Origin of the sequence: Lacrimispora xylanolytica (genome assembly GCF_026723765.1) — a bacterium.
Lineage (GTDB): Bacteria > Bacillota > Clostridia > Lachnospirales > Lachnospiraceae > Lacrimispora > Lacrimispora xylanolytica.
This window is the reverse complement of record NZ_CP113524.1, coordinates 1,355,567-1,372,186: the sequence shown is the minus strand read 5'-3', so window position 1 is coordinate 1,372,186 and position 16,620 is coordinate 1,355,567. Positions and strand designations below refer to the sequence as shown.

Annotated in this window: 16 protein-coding genes; 5 read left to right on the top strand and 11 right to left on the bottom strand. The window is 40.6% G+C overall.

Annotated elements, in window-relative coordinates:
• The first annotated feature begins 655 nt into the window (after positions 1-655).
• From OW255_RS06470 to OW255_RS06460, 3 genes are all read left to right on the top strand, one after another.
• Entirely contained in the window at positions 656-2,749 is a 2,094-nt protein-coding gene (locus tag OW255_RS06470) for an SPFH domain-containing protein (RefSeq protein WP_268116062.1), read from the top strand.
• A 366-nt stretch (positions 2,750-3,115) separates the two neighbouring features.
• Positions 3,116-3,769, top strand: coding sequence for a DUF4397 domain-containing protein (locus OW255_RS06465; RefSeq protein WP_268116061.1), 654 nt, complete (start codon positions 3,116-3,118; stop codon positions 3,767-3,769).
• A gap of 439 nt (positions 3,770-4,208) precedes the next feature.
• Positions 4,209-6,602 carry an HAD-IC family P-type ATPase gene (locus OW255_RS06460; RefSeq protein WP_268116060.1) on the top strand — a complete coding sequence of 798 codons (2,394 nt, stop codon included), beginning with the start codon at positions 4,209-4,211 and terminating at the stop codon, positions 6,600-6,602.
• Between the two features lie 92 nt (positions 6,603-6,694).
• Here OW255_RS06460 and OW255_RS06455 read toward each other — a convergent pair whose 3' ends face one another.
• Positions 6,695-7,123, bottom strand: coding sequence for a DUF5684 domain-containing protein (locus OW255_RS06455; RefSeq protein ID WP_268116059.1), 429 nt, complete (start codon positions 7,121-7,123; stop codon positions 6,695-6,697).
• A 153-nt stretch (positions 7,124-7,276) separates the two neighbouring features.
• Complete coding sequence (locus OW255_RS06450) at positions 7,277-7,486, bottom strand: hypothetical protein (RefSeq protein WP_024836720.1); 210 nt, start codon at positions 7,484-7,486, stop codon at positions 7,277-7,279.
• Positions 7,487-7,968: 482 nt separating this feature from the next.
• On the opposite strand from OW255_RS06450, the gene OW255_RS06445 reads away from it, so the two are divergent.
• Complete coding sequence (locus OW255_RS06445) at positions 7,969-8,253, top strand: hypothetical protein (RefSeq protein ID WP_024836721.1); 285 nt, start codon at positions 7,969-7,971, stop codon at positions 8,251-8,253.
• Between the two features lie 367 nt (positions 8,254-8,620).
• Here the strand turns inward: OW255_RS06445 and OW255_RS06440 are convergent, their stop codons facing one another.
• Positions 8,621-8,773, bottom strand: a complete 153-nt coding sequence (locus tag OW255_RS06440; RefSeq protein ID WP_166429847.1) for a hypothetical protein — start codon at positions 8,771-8,773, stop codon at positions 8,621-8,623.
• A gap of 107 nt (positions 8,774-8,880) precedes the next feature.
• Between OW255_RS06440 and OW255_RS06435 the strand changes: the two genes are divergently transcribed.
• On the top strand, positions 8,881-9,024 hold the full coding sequence (locus OW255_RS06435; protein WP_024836722.1) for a hypothetical protein: 144 nt from the start codon (positions 8,881-8,883) through the stop codon (positions 9,022-9,024).
• Between the two features lie 60 nt (positions 9,025-9,084).
• Here OW255_RS06435 and OW255_RS06430 read toward each other — a convergent pair whose 3' ends face one another.
• The 8 genes from OW255_RS06430 to OW255_RS06395 form a co-directional block, all read right to left on the bottom strand.
• Positions 9,085-9,366, bottom strand: a complete 282-nt coding sequence (locus OW255_RS06430; protein ID WP_024836723.1) for a hypothetical protein — start codon at positions 9,364-9,366, stop codon at positions 9,085-9,087.
• Positions 9,367-9,464: 98 nt separating this feature from the next.
• Positions 9,465-10,349, bottom strand: a complete 885-nt coding sequence (locus OW255_RS06425; protein WP_268116057.1) for an ROK family protein — start codon at positions 10,347-10,349, stop codon at positions 9,465-9,467.
• A gap of 13 nt (positions 10,350-10,362) precedes the next feature.
• Positions 10,363-11,295 carry a type I phosphomannose isomerase catalytic subunit gene (locus OW255_RS06420; protein ID WP_268116056.1) on the bottom strand — a complete coding sequence of 311 codons (933 nt, stop codon included), beginning with the start codon at positions 11,293-11,295 and terminating at the stop codon, positions 10,363-10,365.
• 159 nt (positions 11,296-11,454) lie between these two features.
• Positions 11,455-12,249, bottom strand: a complete 795-nt coding sequence (locus OW255_RS06415) for a DUF7402 domain-containing protein (protein WP_268116055.1) — start codon at positions 12,247-12,249, stop codon at positions 11,455-11,457.
• On the bottom strand, positions 12,249-12,953 hold the full coding sequence (locus OW255_RS06410) for a GntR family transcriptional regulator (protein ID WP_024836727.1): 705 nt from the start codon (positions 12,951-12,953) through the stop codon (positions 12,249-12,251). Before OW255_RS06410 ends, OW255_RS06415 begins: the two co-directional genes overlap by 1 nt.
• Before the next feature lie 86 nt (positions 12,954-13,039).
• Positions 13,040-13,852 (bottom strand): gluconate 5-dehydrogenase, encoded by an 813-nt coding sequence (locus tag OW255_RS06405; RefSeq protein ID WP_024836728.1) that lies wholly within the window; start codon positions 13,850-13,852, stop codon positions 13,040-13,042.
• Between the two features lie 264 nt (positions 13,853-14,116).
• A complete protein-coding gene (locus OW255_RS06400) occupies positions 14,117-14,371 on the bottom strand; it encodes a Yae1 family protein (RefSeq protein ID WP_024836729.1) in 255 nt (84 codons plus the stop codon).
• 151 nt (positions 14,372-14,522) lie between these two features.
• Positions 14,523-16,478 carry a cell division protein FtsA gene (locus tag OW255_RS06395; protein WP_268116053.1) on the bottom strand — a complete coding sequence of 652 codons (1,956 nt, stop codon included), beginning with the start codon at positions 16,476-16,478 and terminating at the stop codon, positions 14,523-14,525.
• Positions 16,479-16,620: the final 142 nt, after the last annotated feature.

The following is a 16,620-nucleotide window of genomic DNA, read 5'->3' as shown; positions in this document are numbered from 1 at the left end:
GAATTACCACCCTTTCCCAGGTGTGCACGGAACAGCGTTTTTGAATTTGACGATACAAAGCCCGATTTTGAGTTTTATAATGAGCGTTGTCATGAATTTTAACATGCGGTAATGGTCATTTATACACCTATCATCTCTAAATCACCCTGATAAAACAAATATACTTTATTCAACTAATGCTTACCTCGAAATCGTGGACAACTCAGCTATCTTGAAGTTGCCCACTTTCTTTTTATATCCCAATATAGATATCGTCTGGAACAGGATACGACCTATGAGTATATATTAGAAAATCAATATTGATATTTGAAATTATAAGGAGTATTATCTCATTAAGATAGTAGAAATAATAACTATCTCATTTCAAAATAATAAATAAAAAAATGACTTAATGCTTCCTTAATGTTCAAAACTCATACACCATATCCAAACTAATTTCAAGGCAAATTTGCTTACCCCTTATCTTTTATCGTTAAGTGAGCAAATTATCGTTGATTTTCTCTTCATAAGAGTGGATATCTCACCATGTGTCATTATGGAAAGCTGGGTGGTGCTTTACACTGTAAAAAGGAAACGTTTTACCCCAAAAGCTACGGAACACTCTACACAAAGCATTATCAACGGATCAATAACATTATAGTAGGAGGAATTATTTATGGAACAATGGCTAATGATAGCAGGAACTACTGTTGGAATACTTGTGTTGCTTTACCTGCTCATTTTCAAAATCCTTGGGTTAAGAGTCATCAGTTCTAATGAGGTGGCTGTCGTTGAAAAATGGTGGAGTCCTAAAGGTTCTCTTAAGGATTCCATTATAGCGCTGAACGGGGAAGCTGGTTATGCGCCTGGACTGCTGCGTGGTGGCATCCATTTCAAATCCGTTCTCATGTACAAGATACATAAATACCCCCTTATCACCATCCCCCAGGGACAAATTGCCTATTTATTTGCCCGTGACGGTTCTCCCCTCTCCCCGGTGCAGACGTTGGGACGTATTGTGGAGGAAGCAAACAATTTTCAGGATGTCTCGGGATTTCTTAAAAACGGTGGTCAGCGGGGTCCTCAGAGAGGGATTTTGAGAGAAGGAACATATGCCATCAATCTGGCTCAGTTTATTGTAATTACCCCCAATAGCATTAAATCTATATCCGGTAATTCCAAGCAGGAGCAAAATGAATTGGTGAGTATGCAGAAAACCTTGATTGACAGGGATGGGTTTACACCTGTCGTTATCATGGGCAAAGGCAATGAATCCAGTGATATGATGGGCATTGTCACGGTGCATGACGGAACGTCGATTCAGCAAGGAGAGATTATTGCTCCGGATATGGGCGAAGAGCATGCCAGCTTTCAGGACCCTGAGAAATTTCTGGAACTTGGCGGCAGACGAGGAAAACAGATTCAGGTATTAACGGATGGCACCTATTATATTAACCGCCTATTTGCTACGGTGGAATTCCGGCCTAAAACAGTCGTCCCCATTGGCTTTGTAGGCGTTGTAGTTTCTTTCTTTGGCCGCGAAGGCGTGGATACCTCGGGAGAAAACTATAAGCACGGGGAACTTGTCAGCGTTGGATCAAAAGGCGTACTTGAAAAACCTCTGATGCCTGGTAAATATGCGTTTAATACCGATGCTGGTAAAGTTGTACTCGTTCCAACTACTAATATTATTTTAAAATGGAACAAAACTGAAACTGGAGATCATAAGTATGATGAAAATCTCACTGAGGTGGATATTATCACCAAGGATGCATTTGAGCCGTCACTCCCTCTCTCCGTTGTAATGCATATTGACTACAAGCAGGCACCGTGGGTCATTCAACGCTTTGGTGATATCGGTATGCTGGTAAACCAGTCGCTTGATCCGCTGGTCAGCGCATATTTTAAAGATGTGGCACAGACGAAAACGCTGATTGAGCTAATACAGGAACGTAGTGCCATTCGAGAGCGGGCAGTCTTAGAAATGAAGGAAAAATTCGAAAAATATAATCTTCAATTAGAGGAAGTTTTAATTGGCACCCCTAAAACAACAGTAGCCGATACCCAAATCGAAAACATTTTGATGCAGCTTAGGGAACGTCAGATTGCCGAAGAAAAAAAGGTCACCTACCAAAAGCAGCAATCCGCAGCGGAAAGTGAAAAATCCCTGCGTGAAGCACAGGCCATTGCAGAACAGCAGAGTTTCCTCACCAAATCCAAAATTCAGATTGAAATAGAGGGTAACAATGGTGCGGCTCTTGCAAGCCGTGCAGAACAGGAGTCGAATCAGATTATTGCACTGGCAAAAGCTAATGCTTCCAAGATCAAGCTGGAAGGCGAAGCAGAAGCTTTTAAGGAATCAAATGTCGGTCTGGCCAAGGCTCAGGCCATTGAAGCCCAGGTCAAAGCTTATGGTGGTGCTGAATTTAGAGTCATTCAAGAGGTTACCGATAAGCTGACTGATGCAATTAAAAACACAACCGTCGATATCGTTCCCAAGACTGTTGTACAGATGGGAAGTGGCGAAAACGGTTCTGCAAGCAATTCCGGCGGAAATAGCACCGTTATGGATACCCTGCTTAAATTCATTACATTGGATAAGCTTGGCGTATCTTTGGAACATAATTCTCAATCCTCTGCTAAAACTAATACTACTACTGCTCAAGCAATTGGTTCTATCGCAAAGCCAAACCAAGGCCAGGGTGTAGATCGTACGGAAATAGAATCTACAAAAAATGCAGAAGCTAATATCGACAAGGCTAATGAATAAAAAATGAGACATTGCATTGAAATTTTTTTAAATTTTATTACGCAAAAATCCCTTCAGACTTACTAGTTTGAAGGGATTTTTATGACTTAATACGCTAGATTTGATATAGAAAAGAGGAATGAGAAAAAATCATTCTATTACGCATTAAGAACACAGTCCTGTCCACAAGCACTTCCCCACTTAGGAAGGAATGTAACAAATTTATCTAAGCAGTAGAACACATATTGCTACTGGACGGTTGGCAAAGGTTCAACAAAACGATGTTTCAAACACGTAACATATTCTTAAAGCATCTAAATTAATGGTAGCATTGCAAATCTTCTTTCATAATATATATCAAAGATCATAAGGTCGAAAACCATGTATATGTATACCCATCAAGGAAACTCTTATTTTTCCATGCAGCCTGCATATCAGATGTCATTCATAAGAATTCTTCACGCTTCCCCTGATGCTCCTGCCGTGGACATCTATGCAAATAATAATTTAATTGCAGAAGGACTTTCCTATAAACAATTAACCAGTTATCTTCCCATTGTACCTGGTAATTACCAGATACAGGTATTTCCCGCAGGCAATCAAACAAACGCTGTCATAGATACAAATGTGACAATTCCTCAAGACAGCGCATTTACGGTTGCGGCTGCAGGCGAATTAGCCAATATAGGTTTAATGGCTATTCCTGAAATGTTCACGCCAAATATGCCAATGGGAATGGGAAATGCTTCCTATGTACGTTTTGTACATCTGTCTCCAAATGCTCCAGCTGTAGACATCACACTGACAGATGGAACGAAACTCTTTGAAAATGTGTCCTATACTCAATTTACTGATTACATTGCTGTAAATCCTGGAACCTATACCCTTCAAGTCAGACCAGCAGGAGGCAATCAAGTTGTATTAACAATACCAGATGTGTATCTTACGCCAGGTGCTATTTATACCATTTTCGCAGTCGGTCTTGTTGGAGATACGCCACCACTGGAAGCAGTTATTGCTACTGATGGTGAATACCAATAAAATGAATTCAATGGCCCACATAAATACGTTTCTAAAAAACGCTGTTTATGTGGGTTTTAATGAATCACTAATCCCATAAGTTTATCTAATTCTTATCTCGGCTCTTCCATCAAAAATAACCTCCTCCCTTTTAAATGAACAATATAAAATCATCCGATAAACGGGGTAACCTTTCAAGAATAATAATGAACGCTTTAGAATATTTTCATGATAGTTTAAGAATACTTTCGTTGTAGTTTTCATGATTATTATATACAATAAAAATGTTATTTCAAAAAATAAAGTATTTTTGTATAAATTAGCTGTCAAAAATTCAGAATGAAACTTGTAATGTACATTATGATTCACGACTTAATCATAGATAATTCTACATTTTGAAGCATATTACGATTATGGAAGATGTTCTATAAGTCCGGTAAAAATATCAATGAGGTGCAGCATGAACAATCTATCAGATGAAGTAAAAAATAACATAATAAATGGACTGTCAGAAGCAGAAGTTCAGGAAAGAGTTGAGGAAGGGCTTGTAAATCGCTCCACCATCACAACAGGAAAATCAGTCAAAGAGATTATCCTGTCTAATACTCTGACCTATTTTAATCTGATTTTTCTCATTATATCCATTTTATTAATCTACGTAGGTTCATTTCGGAATCTTACATTTTTGCCCATCATCATTGGCAATACCATAATCGGAATTGTACAAGAGCTTAGGGCAAAACAAATACTGGATAAAATGAATATTATCAATGCTCCCCACTCCATCGTAATCAGAAACCGGGCACAGGAGCAAATCCTATCCGAAAATCTGGTAAGGGATGATATCATTTTACTAACAACAGGAAATCAGATATGCGCAGATGCCGTGGTAATGGAAGGAACGGTACAAGTCAACGAAGCTCTTTTAACTGGGGAAGCAGATGAGATCGAAAAGACCACCGGAAGTAAGCTCTTATCGGGCAGTTATGTAGTAGCCGGACAATGCTATGCAAAATTAGAGCATGTTGGAAATGACTCTTATATAACAAAGCTGACTGCAGAAGCAAAAGCTATGGGTAACGATGAACAGTCGGAAATGATTCGTTCTATCAATCAGCTGGTTAAATGGATTGGAATCGGAATCATACCCATTGGTGCACTTTTATTTTATCAGGGATATGTTGTGAATCAGGAAACCATGCAAAAAAGCATTGTTTCCATGGTGGCAGCCCTGATTGGAATGATTCCCGAGGGACTTTACCTTCTTACAACCATAGCACTGGCCTTAAGTACTATGAGATTAGCGAAGAGACATATCCTGCTTCATGATATGAAAAGTATAGAAGCACTGGCGCGCGTCGATGTGCTTTGTGTGGATAAGACAGGAACCATAACCGAAACAAGAATGGAAGTGGATGAGTTTATTAAAAGCCTGACCAACCAGGAGCTTTCAATTACGGAGGATCCGGAACAACTTTTAGTGGACTATGCGTTTTCAATGGCCAACGATAATGCTACCATCCATGCCATAAAAGAGTACACTGAAAAATTAAATATAAACGTAGAAAGACGAAAGCCTATAAACATCATTCCCTTTTCTTCCACCACCAAGTACAGCGCTATATCCTTCGAGGACGGAAACTTTGTCCTTGGTGCGCCTGAATTTGTTATGCGGGAGGATTATAATACCATTGCACCAGAAATCAGTTCCTATGTTAAAAATGGACACCGAGTCCTTGTATTAGGCAAATACAGCGGCAGCAATATGAAGGATGGGCTTACGGACAAAGTTGTGCCTTTGGGATACATTGTTTTAACAAATCCCATACGAGAAAATGCAAAAACCACTTTCTCTTATTTTAAAGAACAAGGGGTCACCGTCAAAGTCATATCTGGAGATAATCCGGAAACGGTATCAGAGGTTGCTAAACGTGCAGGCATTGAGAACGCAGAACGGTTTATAGATGCAGGAACCCTTAATACTGATCGCAAGCTGGCTGATGCACTGGAACAGTACACTGTATTTGGACGGGTCACTCCAAAGCAAAAACAATTGCTTGTACAGGCACTGAAAAATGCAGGACATACTGTTGCAATGACCGGAGATGGTGTCAATGATATTCTTGCCATGAAGGACGCAGATTGCAGCGTGGCAATGGCCTCAGGCAGTGAAGCTGCAGCTCAGGCTGCGCAGGTTGTTCTTCTGGATTCAGATTTCGCTCATATGCCGGATGTGGTGCTGGAAGGAAGACGAGTAGTCAACAACGTGCAACGCTCTTCCGTTTTGTTTTTGGTTAAGAATATATTTTCCCTGTTACTGGCCCTGTTGTCTCTGTGGTTTTCCTTCACATATCCATTGGAGCCTTCTCAGATTTCATTAATCAGCATGTTTACCATTGGTATTCCTGGATTCTTGCTTGCTTTAGAGCCAAATAAAAAGCGGATTGAAGGTCATTTCCTTAAAAATGTTATGTTAAAAGCATTACCAGCTGGTCTGACCGATGTACTGGCAGTGGCCTCTCTTGTGATTTGCGGCCAGGTCTTTTCCCTTCCGAAAAATGATATAGCAACAGCATCCACCATGCTCCTTGCAGTGGTAGGTTTTATCATACTGTTTAAGATCAGTGAACCTTTCAATCGGATTAAATACGGGATTCTTATTTTTAATATATTTGGATTGGTATTTTGCGGTATCTTTCTCAACCAGCTGTTTGCAATAAGCGAAATGTCCAAGATATGTGTATTGTTACTCATAGTCTTTTCCTTTGCTGCAGAGTCCTTGTTCCGGTATCTTACAATACTTATAGAGAAACTGGATGAATTGTATTCCAGAATAAAGCACAGAAAAAAATAAGCTTCACAATCCCCATAGTACAAATAAAAACGGGCCTGATTGAAATAAATCAGATGCCCGTTTTTATTAACTTCAATTCTAAATTTTGATTTTTATTGTGGTCCTATGTATCTAGAACTGTCAAACCCAAGAATCGGGAAAAAGATGACTGGCAGTACAACCAGACCAACGGTAAAACCAATGCTCTTTTGAAATGCTTTGGAAATCTTAGCACAGTAAATGATATATAAAACCAACTGTGCCAAGCTTGCGAGGCTGGATATAAAATCAATACCAGAAATGTTTCCAATAAAGGAAACCACCCACACAACAATGAGAGCGATAAAATATATGGCGCTTCCAAATGCAATCTGAGACATAACATAAACATTATAAAATGGTATCAATGTGGCCCAGCCTGGTTGGCCTGCTTTCGTAAAAATCTTCCAATTGGCCACGATTAATAAAATACCGATTGCTATAACTAATACAAATACAAATGCGCCAAATGCAGCCAATGATGCATATAAACTACTATCCATGAACAATTCCCCCTTTATTTTTTTATTATTATACAATAAAGGACTTTATTTTACAATATATTCCATAATAATATTTATTATTATTTTTAAAATTATAATTCATTTCCTTAGGAGCGCTAATAAAAAGAAGAACTGATTTATTTGCAACAGAGGTTAGGAAACTATCTTATTGAAGATAACGGTCTTTTCCTTTAATGAAATTTTACCTACCTCATAACCGTAGGCAATCAGCTCTTTCTTATAATTTAAAAAAGAATGATCTATCTCAAATCCAAGGATATCCTGTACTTGGGCGAATGTTAGTTTGAAAGACATATCCTCCTTCTTGCCTACATATTCCCATAACTCATTATACTTACTCATAATACCTGTCTCCTCTCTCATATCCATTTATCTTGTCTCTTATAGAATAAAAGCTTATAATGTTATCATTTTATCTCAAATAATCCCAGCTATCAACAAGAGAATGAATCGTAGGGATATTTTCTCCTTCACAGACTCTTCACAGTTTTCTCAAATTCTCGTCACAGTTTTCATCTATATTAATATTTACAAAGAGGTGAAAGACCTTTTACATATAACTTTTTTCATAGAGCCGGCAGAAGTTCCCCCCTTTTGCCGGCTTCCTCCCCTGATTCCAGCTTTAAATCAGAACAATCTTATTTACCAGTTATTTGGGGTGCTTAATTCTCGTTACGATTTTAAATAAATATAGACTTGAATCTCCAGTCTTGGTATATTATAAGTAGTTACCTTAGTAAGCAGCCACTTAAAAAGGCAGCAATATTGCTCAAATTTAGTCAAGAGCCTGATTGGGCCAGAGATAAGAAAAGGAGTTGATACATATGCCAAAGCTTAATGACCTGACCAAAGAAATAACAGCAAAAGTAATCAATCAAAATATGGATTATGTAATAGAAAAAGTGAGCACTACCGTATCCAGCAGTTCCTATAAGCACATGGAGATCACTCCGGATACTGCTGCACTGATTGGATGTGTTACAGCAGCTTCTGTCAGCGTTTCCGTTGAGCTTGCTACCATCGCAACCCTCTCTATTCTATCGGAATTAGGTCTTCTGGAGATTGATGAGAAACCATCTCTCCATATAGTTTCTGCCAAAGAAGAATAGATAAAACAGCCGGTCATGTCCATTCTCATGACCGGCTGTTTTTACGGACAGATTCTGCTTGTTCACAAGTACAGGATTCCTACATATAATACTATTACAAAACAACTTATCGAGCAGAGAGGGAGGGGTACACGGCCAGTGTAAAAACCGCCGCGTTACTGCCTTACTACAGATAAACAACTCATTTTCTGCACGCCCTTGTGCTCCTTCCTTCGGTAAGAAGTTTTGTAAAACTGCCCGATCATAAGTATGGAACTTCAAAAGGGTGGAAGCCAACGCATCCTGGCCTCCACCTTTTTTTATTATATAGGAAAGTTCTGCGAACTCCCCTATATAATAAAAAGCACGACCTGCAGGATGCATCTTGTTAATCCGACCTTCTCTTCGTATTAGGCCCCATGCCTTCCCTGCGTGAATTATGGGTCTGATTCTGATTTTCTACTTTTCCCTTATCATTGGTATTGTTGTGCACTTCAAATTCATTTTTTATTACGTGCTTGTCTTTTTTATTTTTGTCCATTTCCATCACCTCAATCTTAGTATGGCTGGGAGCATAAATTTTATGTGAATCATCAAATAATGTATAATTGATTTACAAGTGCACAGTATAATGGTGAGGTGATGACCATGTCCTATATAGCTCCCGCCGTTCAGGCAAAGTTTGAAACGCTTTCCATCGATCTAAAGAATGAGATTCTGGAGCGGAATGTTCAGATTAACACCATTTACGACTTAATCCAGGTGCTGGAGGAAATCGTAAACGGGAAATGATTTTCCCAAAAAAACAGGCCGAACGATTACCGTCCGGCCTGTCATAATGTGTTATTTAAATTATCTGCAGAATCTTGCGAAAGAACCACACTGGCTGAAATTGATATTACAAGTTGTTTTACCCTTTGTGCAGTTGCTGGTATTTTTGTTTCCAGTATTGCAGTTGCTTCCCTTTATTCCGTAACAGTTTAATAAATCATTAATATTTCCGTACTGTGTGCTGCAGTTTGATGAATAACGAACGGCTGGACTGGAACAGGTTGCTGCCTGTGCTGTCATAGGTACACCTGCTACGGTAAGTACGGTTGCTGCTGCTAAAACAAGTGTTGATAACTTCTTCATGGTAATATCCTCCTTAAATGTTACATATTGATTACATTTCTGTTACAAACATATGATAACATACAGGAAATGGAATTACATTAGGAGAAAAATGGCAATTAACCTTTCATTTCCAGTTGATATTCGTCCAGTCCCAGCTTAAGCGCTCCCATAATTCCCTGATTGTCATTTAAGCTTGGTAATACGATATACTGATCGATATCAGAAAGCTCTTTTGTATCAATATATCCGGCAAGCTGACGCTTTACTTCTTCCCTGATTAACGGCATCAGATGCTCCTGATGCATGACACCGCCGCCAATAACGATTCTCTGTGGTGAAATGACCATAATATAATCAACAAGTGCCTGAGCGATGTAATAGGCCTCTAATTCCCATACCTCCTTGCGGTCTGCCAGCTGCGTCCCCTTTTCTCCCCAGCGGGCCTCGATGGCAGGTCCGGCAGCTAGTCCTTCCAGACAGTTCTTGTGGTAAGGACACGTTCCTTCAAAGGAGTCTTTTGGATGTCTCGATAAAAGAAGATGCCCCCCCTCCGGATGAAGCATTCCGTGAAGAAGCCCTCCATTTGTAATGATTCCGGTTCCAACACCAGTTCCAATGGTAATGTACATGCTGTTTTGAAGCCCCTTGGTAATTCCCCAGGTAGCTTCTCCAAGGGCAGAGCCATTGACATCGGTATCAAACCCTACCGGCACTCTTAAAGCGTCTTGGAATGCTTTTACGATATTATAATTTTTCCATGCAAGCTTTGGAGTGGTTGTAATACAGCCATAAGTTTCTGAATTTCTGTTTAAGTCAATGGGTCCGAAACAGCCAATACCAAGTGCCTCAATTTCCTTATCAGCGAAATACGCAATCAGCTTCGGCATGGTTACATCCGGTGATTCTGTTGGTATGGATACGCGTTCAAATATTTCCCCATTTTCATTTCCAATGGCACAAACCATCTTTGTGCCGCCTGCTTCTAATGCCCCAAGTCTCATAGTCTCCTCCTGCTTATTCTGGATTGGAACAGATGATTGACATCGTTCCTTCAAATCTGCACACTCCACTCTCTGCCGGTACAATAAAATGCTGCCCTGCCATAACAGAGATACCATTGACGGATCCATTTCCGCTTAACACGCTTACATTGGTAAAATACTTATGAAACTCTATAGAAAATACACCATTTATATCATACTTGTCCACGGAGTAATAGGGACAGCTTACAAAATGAGTGTGATCTGCTCCCTCAAGTGACTCTGTCACCGGTTTGCTCTCATCGGCTTCAAAGGGTGCGTTTATTGTATCAATGCTTTGTTCTATATGAAGCTGTCTTGGTTTTCCGTCCTGCAAGCGGTCATAATCATACACCCGGTAAGTGATATCACTGCTCTGCTGGGTCTCTAAAATCATGGTTCCGCCCTTTATGGCATGAACGCAGCCTGGATTGATCTGAAAAAAATCACCTTTATGAACCGGAACTTTACGGATAAACTCATCCCACTTGCCGCTTCGGATCATAGATTCCATCTCTTTCTTATCCTTAGCATAATGACCGATGACGATTTCCGTATCAGGTTCACAGTCTAAGATATACCAGCATTCTGTTTTTCCAAGGGAACCATTTTCGTGGATACCGGCATATGCGTCATCGGGATGAACCTGAATACTTAGGTCCTGCCTGGCATCTATGATCTTTACGAGAAGAGGAAACTGCTCTCCTTTATAATGGCCGAAAAGCTCTGGTCTCTCCTTCCACAAACTGCCCAGCAGCTTTCCATCGTATCTTCCCCCTGCGATTTGACATTCCCCATTCTTATGAGCGCTGATTGCCCAGCATTCTCCTGTGGTATCGCCAGGAATATCATAACCAAATACGTCTCGCAGCCTGGTGCCTCCCCAGATGGCCTCTTTAAAGACAGGCTCTAAAAACAAAAATTCCATCTGCTTCCTCCTTATGTGGTCAATTTTCTATCTGACATTATTTTAACTGAATCTATACAAAAGGGAAAGAGGTATTTCTATATTCTCTCAAATTTACCACAATAAAAAAGTGCTCAAACGTTGCCTGGCTTGGCTCATTTCAACACTTTTTAACCTTATTTACTGAGAATCTTTTCCATATACCTCAATCTGAGTCAAAGCTGGGAACGGGGATGGATCGTCTGCCTTTATGAGATTGCTTAACCGTATCCAGGTGATATGTTCGCGCTTTATTTCAAATACATGGGGTTTACTGCTCTTTTCCATTTCTACTACTTCTGATGTCCCGTCAGAGAATGTAAAGGTTGCCTTTACCCACCAGTTATCGTGAGGGAAATCCGAACGTGTGTAGAGAATCAGGGTATCAAAATCCACAGGACGGCCAAATTCAAGAGTAAGCTCTGCATCATCCTGACGGTTGATGCCCCAGGACTCATAAGGCCATTCCCCATGGGATTCGCCGGCAAGAACCCCGTCAATGGCGTTGCGGGCTGCAAATACCGCTTCTCCTCTTGTTTCTACATTCGCAAAGGCATGTGGGTAACAGCCAGTATCCCCATGCTGGTCCATTACATTCTTTCCTAAATTCCGGTAGGATTCCTCTTCATACGAAGTGGCAGTCCGTATGGTAAGATAATGGCGTTCTCCTGTAAATGCTTTTGGATTATAGGATACCTTTTTCTCCCCAAAGGGAATGAAATATGTTACTTCCCGCTTTGTTATATAGACCAGGGATTCGTCCATACAGTCATCAATCCTGACAACATAATGGGCGTCTGTTTTTTCCGTAGAAAGAACGATTACGTCCCCTTCCTCATATTGTCCTTCAAATACGAGGATTGCCTGATTCTCTCCTGATGCCAGAGATTTTTCCCTGCCATCTTTATCTTTCACAGCAATTGAAACCGAAGCCATTAGAATTCCTCCTGCTCTTCCTGCTCAAAATAGTCTTTGTATTCTACTTCAATCTGGTACTTCATTCTCTTCATGCTATAATACAGATGCTCTCTTAAAGATCGTTCCAGGCCCTCTATATCCTTCTTTTCCAGAAGCTCGAACAGCTCTGTGTGTTCTCTTATGATTCTGGTAAAATCCGTTTCAGTTACAAAATCAAGCATACGGAACCTTGTATAATGTAACTGTTGAGCCTGTATCATGTCCCACAGCTTATTCTTACCTGTGGCCCGGTACCAGATGGCGTGCATCTGCGCATCCATACGGTAAAACTGCTCCGGTTCAAATCCCTTTTCCTGAATCAGCGCCTGCTGCTTTCGGATTAAATAACGGACTTCTTCCATCCACATGGGAGTAGCCATTTCCACAAAATCCCGCATCACCATAGTTTCAACAGCAACCCTCATATAGATCATCTGCTTTATGTTATCCAGGTTTAAAAGGGTTACCTGAGTTCCGGAATACGGTACGGAAATGACAAAGCCCTGCTCCTGCAGTCTTCGTACAGCCTCCCTGACCGGAGTCCGGGAAACGCCAAAACGTTCGCATATTTCATTTTCACCGATCATCTGTCCAGGCTTTAATTCCAGGTCTAAAATCTCCTGTTTTAAAGTCTCAAACACCAGCTCACCACGGTTTTTATAGGTCTTTGTTTTTCCTTCCATGGATCTCTCTCCGTCCTCTATATTATCAGCATTAAAAAAAACAGGGGCAAACCATCGAAGCCTGCCCCCATTAAAAATCAATCTGATTACTGCGGCTGCTTGCCGATGTAAGCTAAAATACCGCCATCTACGTACAGAATATGTCCATTTACAAAGTTGGAAGCATCGGATGAAAGGAATACAGCCGGACCGGATAAGTCCTCAGCCTCTCCCCAACGTCCTGCTGGAGTTTTTGCAAGAATGAACTGGTCAAATGGATGCTTGGAACCATCTGGCTGAGTCTCACGAAGTGGTGCTGTCTGAGGAGTTGCGATGTAGCCAGGTCCAATGCCGTTACACTGGATGTTGAATTCACCGTACTCAGAAGCAATGTTCTTTGTCAGCATCTTAAGACCGCCCTTAGCTGCTGCATAAGCAGAAACAGTCTCACGACCCAGCTCAGACATCATGGAGCAGATGTTGATAATCTTTCCGTGACCTTTTTTAATCATTGATGGAATAACAGCCTTTGCTACGATAAATGGTGCATTTAAGTCAACATCAATAACCTGTCTGAAGTCTGCTGCAGACATCTCGATCATAGGAACGCGCTTGATGATACCTGCATTGTTAACCAGAATGTCGATTACGCCTACTTCCTTTTCAATCTGAGCTACCATAGCATTAACGCCATCTTCGCTGGTAACGTCACAAACATATCCGTGAGCTGTGATGCCCTCTTCCTTATAGGCAGCAATGCCCTTATCTACTAATTCCTGTTTAATATCATTAAAAACGATGGTAGCGCCTGCTTCTGCAAGAGATTTTGCAATGGCAAATCCAATACCATAGGAAGCACCTGTTACTAAGGCTACCTTTCCTTCAAGGGAAAACTGGCTTGTTAAGTAATCCTTATTCATGATTCAATTCTCCTTTTCCTGTGTTTTTTTTGGTCAGTTATTTCGTCATTGCTGTAAACGAGTTTGTATTCAAACTTTATTATTTGTATACAAACTTAATGACTTGTATATATGTTAACATATTGCACATACTTTTTCAATGTACATTATTGCCAAACAATGGTGTTTTTATTTAGTCATAATTTTTCATGTGATAGGACGTAGTTTCCTAATATAAAAAACCGGCTCCCATAAAGGGAACCGGAATCTTTTATTTATGATGGATTATCTGCAGCTGCAGTTCGTATCGGTATCACCCATAACTGTATTTTTAGTACAACCAGTTGCTGTCCAGAAGCCATCACGGAATCCTGTCTCATAACCATCTTTAAAACCGGCTGCATAACCCTGACGATAGCACGCATTCATGTTGGCATCGCTGACAGCTGGTTTACAGTTATTGCTGGCGTTGCTGGTACAGCAGTTGGAGTTCCAGTTATTATTACTGCATCCGCAGTTATTCCAATTATTACAACTCATTTTATATTTACTCCTCATTTATCAGGCTTGTAATGTATTTTATGCTGATATACTTAAGATGTGAGTTTTAGAACAACTTTTTATCAATTTTTTCCTTATTTTTTCGAGTTCTCTTTTGTCTCCATAGGAGTGCGGAAAAATTGTGAATTTTCTATACCTGATAAATTTTAATACTGTCTCTGCTATGTAATTCCTGCTGAAAATATCCGCTCTCTCCGTTAATCTCTAGCATAACCTGTCTGGTCAGATTCTTAAAATCAAGACCGGAATATTCCAATATGTCCATGAGATAATAAGGCTGGTTGTCAGGCTTCGGAGGCAGTGTTAATGGTTTTTCATTGAGAAAAACAGTAAGCTCTCCCCTTACTTCCTCCTTGTTTTGAGATTCCGAAACCGGTTCAAGATGTATGGATGTGGACTTCATCTCAGCCGGAGCGGAATGAATTCCAGGTACAGGTATGACATCTGTCTCGTCCTCTTCTATGGACAGATCCTCATCTTCTATAACTTCTTCTATCGTAATACTGTCACCGGATTTAAGTGGGATATCGGAATGTATTCTTTCCTCATTTATAAAAATCAGCTTATCCGGGCCAAGTTTTGTTACATCGGAAAGTTTGGCCTTAGCACTTTTTCCATGGGTGGCTGGTACAAATACGATCCAGTCTTCTGAGTTTACAGGATCAGAAAGCTGGGCTTCCTCTCCATTGACCTTTAATACAGATGGCTCTGCTTTTTCTCCATAAAATATAGTTCTTTTTCCATTTACAGAAACCACCAGATTTTGTCCGGAACGGCCAATCATATCCTGATAATTGTAGCCGTTCATCATAAGCACATCCATTACTGTAAAGCTGCCATTTCTAAATATTTTAGCCGGACGGTCATTTAAAACAATCCGGTAACTGTCATTTATAATGTTAAAGCCTGCGGAAATAACGATACCCAGGGGAGTTGCATACTCTGGATTTTCCAGATCGTACTCCTCGGAAAATGCATTTATCTTAAAATTATTACCTGCAATGGCAACTCGTTTGGAATCTATTTTCAGATGCTCTACGATACCTTCTTTTAACCCTGACAAGCGGCTACCGCCTCCGGCCAGGAATACTGCTGATGGCATTCCTCCGTTGATTTCAAGAATCTTTTCAGATATCTCTTCGCAAAGCCTTGAGGAGGCCTCCTGGATACTTTGAAAAATTGAGTCTTTGGTAATGGTCTGTTCAAATCCAAGAATATCAGTAAACTGGATCTCTTCTGCCTCGTCTATCTCTGCCTTTATCTTTTCTGCGGTTTCAAAATCCACCAGATATTCTTTCATAATGGATTCTGTTATCTCATCCCCTGCAAGAATAGCCATAGTGTATCCGGTCACGCTTCCATCCCGACACACGGCAATATCTGAGGTTCCTGCGCCAATATCCACCATTGCCAGATTTAACAGACGGATATTCTGGGGAATTGCCGCATTGATGGCAGCAATGGGCTCTAACGTGAGGCTTGCTACTTCCAAATTGATCTTATGCATAGCGGAATAAAGACTCTCCACCACCTCTGTTGGAAGGAAGGTGGCGATGATATCAGCCTTTAATACACGTCCATGATGATCGATTAAGTTGGATATCATGTAGTTGTCCAGATAATATCGGCTTACGGTATAACCTACCAGATAAAACTGCCGGTCAGAATCTTTTCCTTCCCGGTCCATAAACATCTTTTCAGCTTCACTGATCGCTCCTGCTTCCAGCTTGCTGACGGATTCTGCATCAATTTTCTGGGCTCTGGAAAGCTCCATCTCAAAGGTAACACTTTCTGTACGAAGCGCCCTTCCTGCTGCAGCCACACACACCTTATTAAGCTTACAGCCCAGCTTTCTCTCAAGCCTGTCCTTTACCTGTCCTGCGATTTTTGCGACCTGCTCTATGTCTTCAATCTGTCCATCAATCATCGCACGCTTCGTATGCTCGGCCCTCTCTATGGCAACGATATGAATTCTCTCCCCATCCGGCATGCCTACCATGCCGATAATACTCCGGGTTCCGATATCCAGTGCGAAAATAGCCTGATCCGGAAGTGTGTCTGTCAAAATGCTATTTCTGTTATCCATAAATAATGCCCCACCTCTTGTATATTTGTTTTTATTTTACTAGCATAAATTGGCTCCGTCAATCAAATAAAGGAAATATTTGTGGAAAAAACGCTGAATTTGGCGAATAAAATATGACTGAGGCATCGATTTACGTTACTCG

Coding starts and splice junctions, on each gene's coding strand:
- OW255_RS06470 (WP_268116062.1), top strand. CDS start 656: ATGGAACAATGGCTAATGATAGCAGGAACTACTGTTGGAATACTTGTG.
- OW255_RS06465 (WP_268116061.1), top strand. CDS start 3,116: ATGTATACCCATCAAGGAAACTCTTATTTTTCCATGCAGCCTGCATAT.
- OW255_RS06460 (WP_268116060.1), top strand. CDS start 4,209: ATGAACAATCTATCAGATGAAGTAAAAAATAACATAATAAATGGACTG.
- OW255_RS06455 (WP_268116059.1), bottom strand. CDS start 7,123: ATGGATAGTAGTTTATATGCATCATTGGCTGCATTTGGCGCATTTGTA.
- OW255_RS06450 (WP_024836720.1), bottom strand. CDS start 7,486: ATGAGTAAGTATAATGAGTTATGGGAATATGTAGGCAAGAAGGAGGAT.
- OW255_RS06445 (WP_024836721.1), top strand. CDS start 7,969: ATGCCAAAGCTTAATGACCTGACCAAAGAAATAACAGCAAAAGTAATC.
- OW255_RS06440 (WP_166429847.1), bottom strand. CDS start 8,773: ATGGACAAAAATAAAAAAGACAAGCACGTAATAAAAAATGAATTTGAA.
- OW255_RS06435 (WP_024836722.1), top strand. CDS start 8,881: ATGTCCTATATAGCTCCCGCCGTTCAGGCAAAGTTTGAAACGCTTTCC.
- OW255_RS06430 (WP_024836723.1), bottom strand. CDS start 9,366: ATGAAGAAGTTATCAACACTTGTTTTAGCAGCAGCAACCGTACTTACC.
- OW255_RS06425 (WP_268116057.1), bottom strand. CDS start 10,349: ATGAGACTTGGGGCATTAGAAGCAGGCGGCACAAAGATGGTTTGTGCC.
- OW255_RS06420 (WP_268116056.1), bottom strand. CDS start 11,295: ATGGAATTTTTGTTTTTAGAGCCTGTCTTTAAAGAGGCCATCTGGGGA.
- OW255_RS06415 (WP_268116055.1), bottom strand. CDS start 12,249: ATGGCTTCGGTTTCAATTGCTGTGAAAGATAAAGATGGCAGGGAAAAA.
- OW255_RS06410 (WP_024836727.1), bottom strand. CDS start 12,953: ATGGAAGGAAAAACAAAGACCTATAAAAACCGTGGTGAGCTGGTGTTT.
- OW255_RS06405 (WP_024836728.1), bottom strand. CDS start 13,852: ATGAATAAGGATTACTTAACAAGCCAGTTTTCCCTTGAAGGAAAGGTA.
- OW255_RS06400 (WP_024836729.1), bottom strand. CDS start 14,371: ATGAGTTGTAATAATTGGAATAACTGCGGATGCAGTAATAATAACTGG.
- OW255_RS06395 (WP_268116053.1), bottom strand. CDS start 16,478: ATGGATAACAGAAATAGCATTTTGACAGACACACTTCCGGATCAGGCT.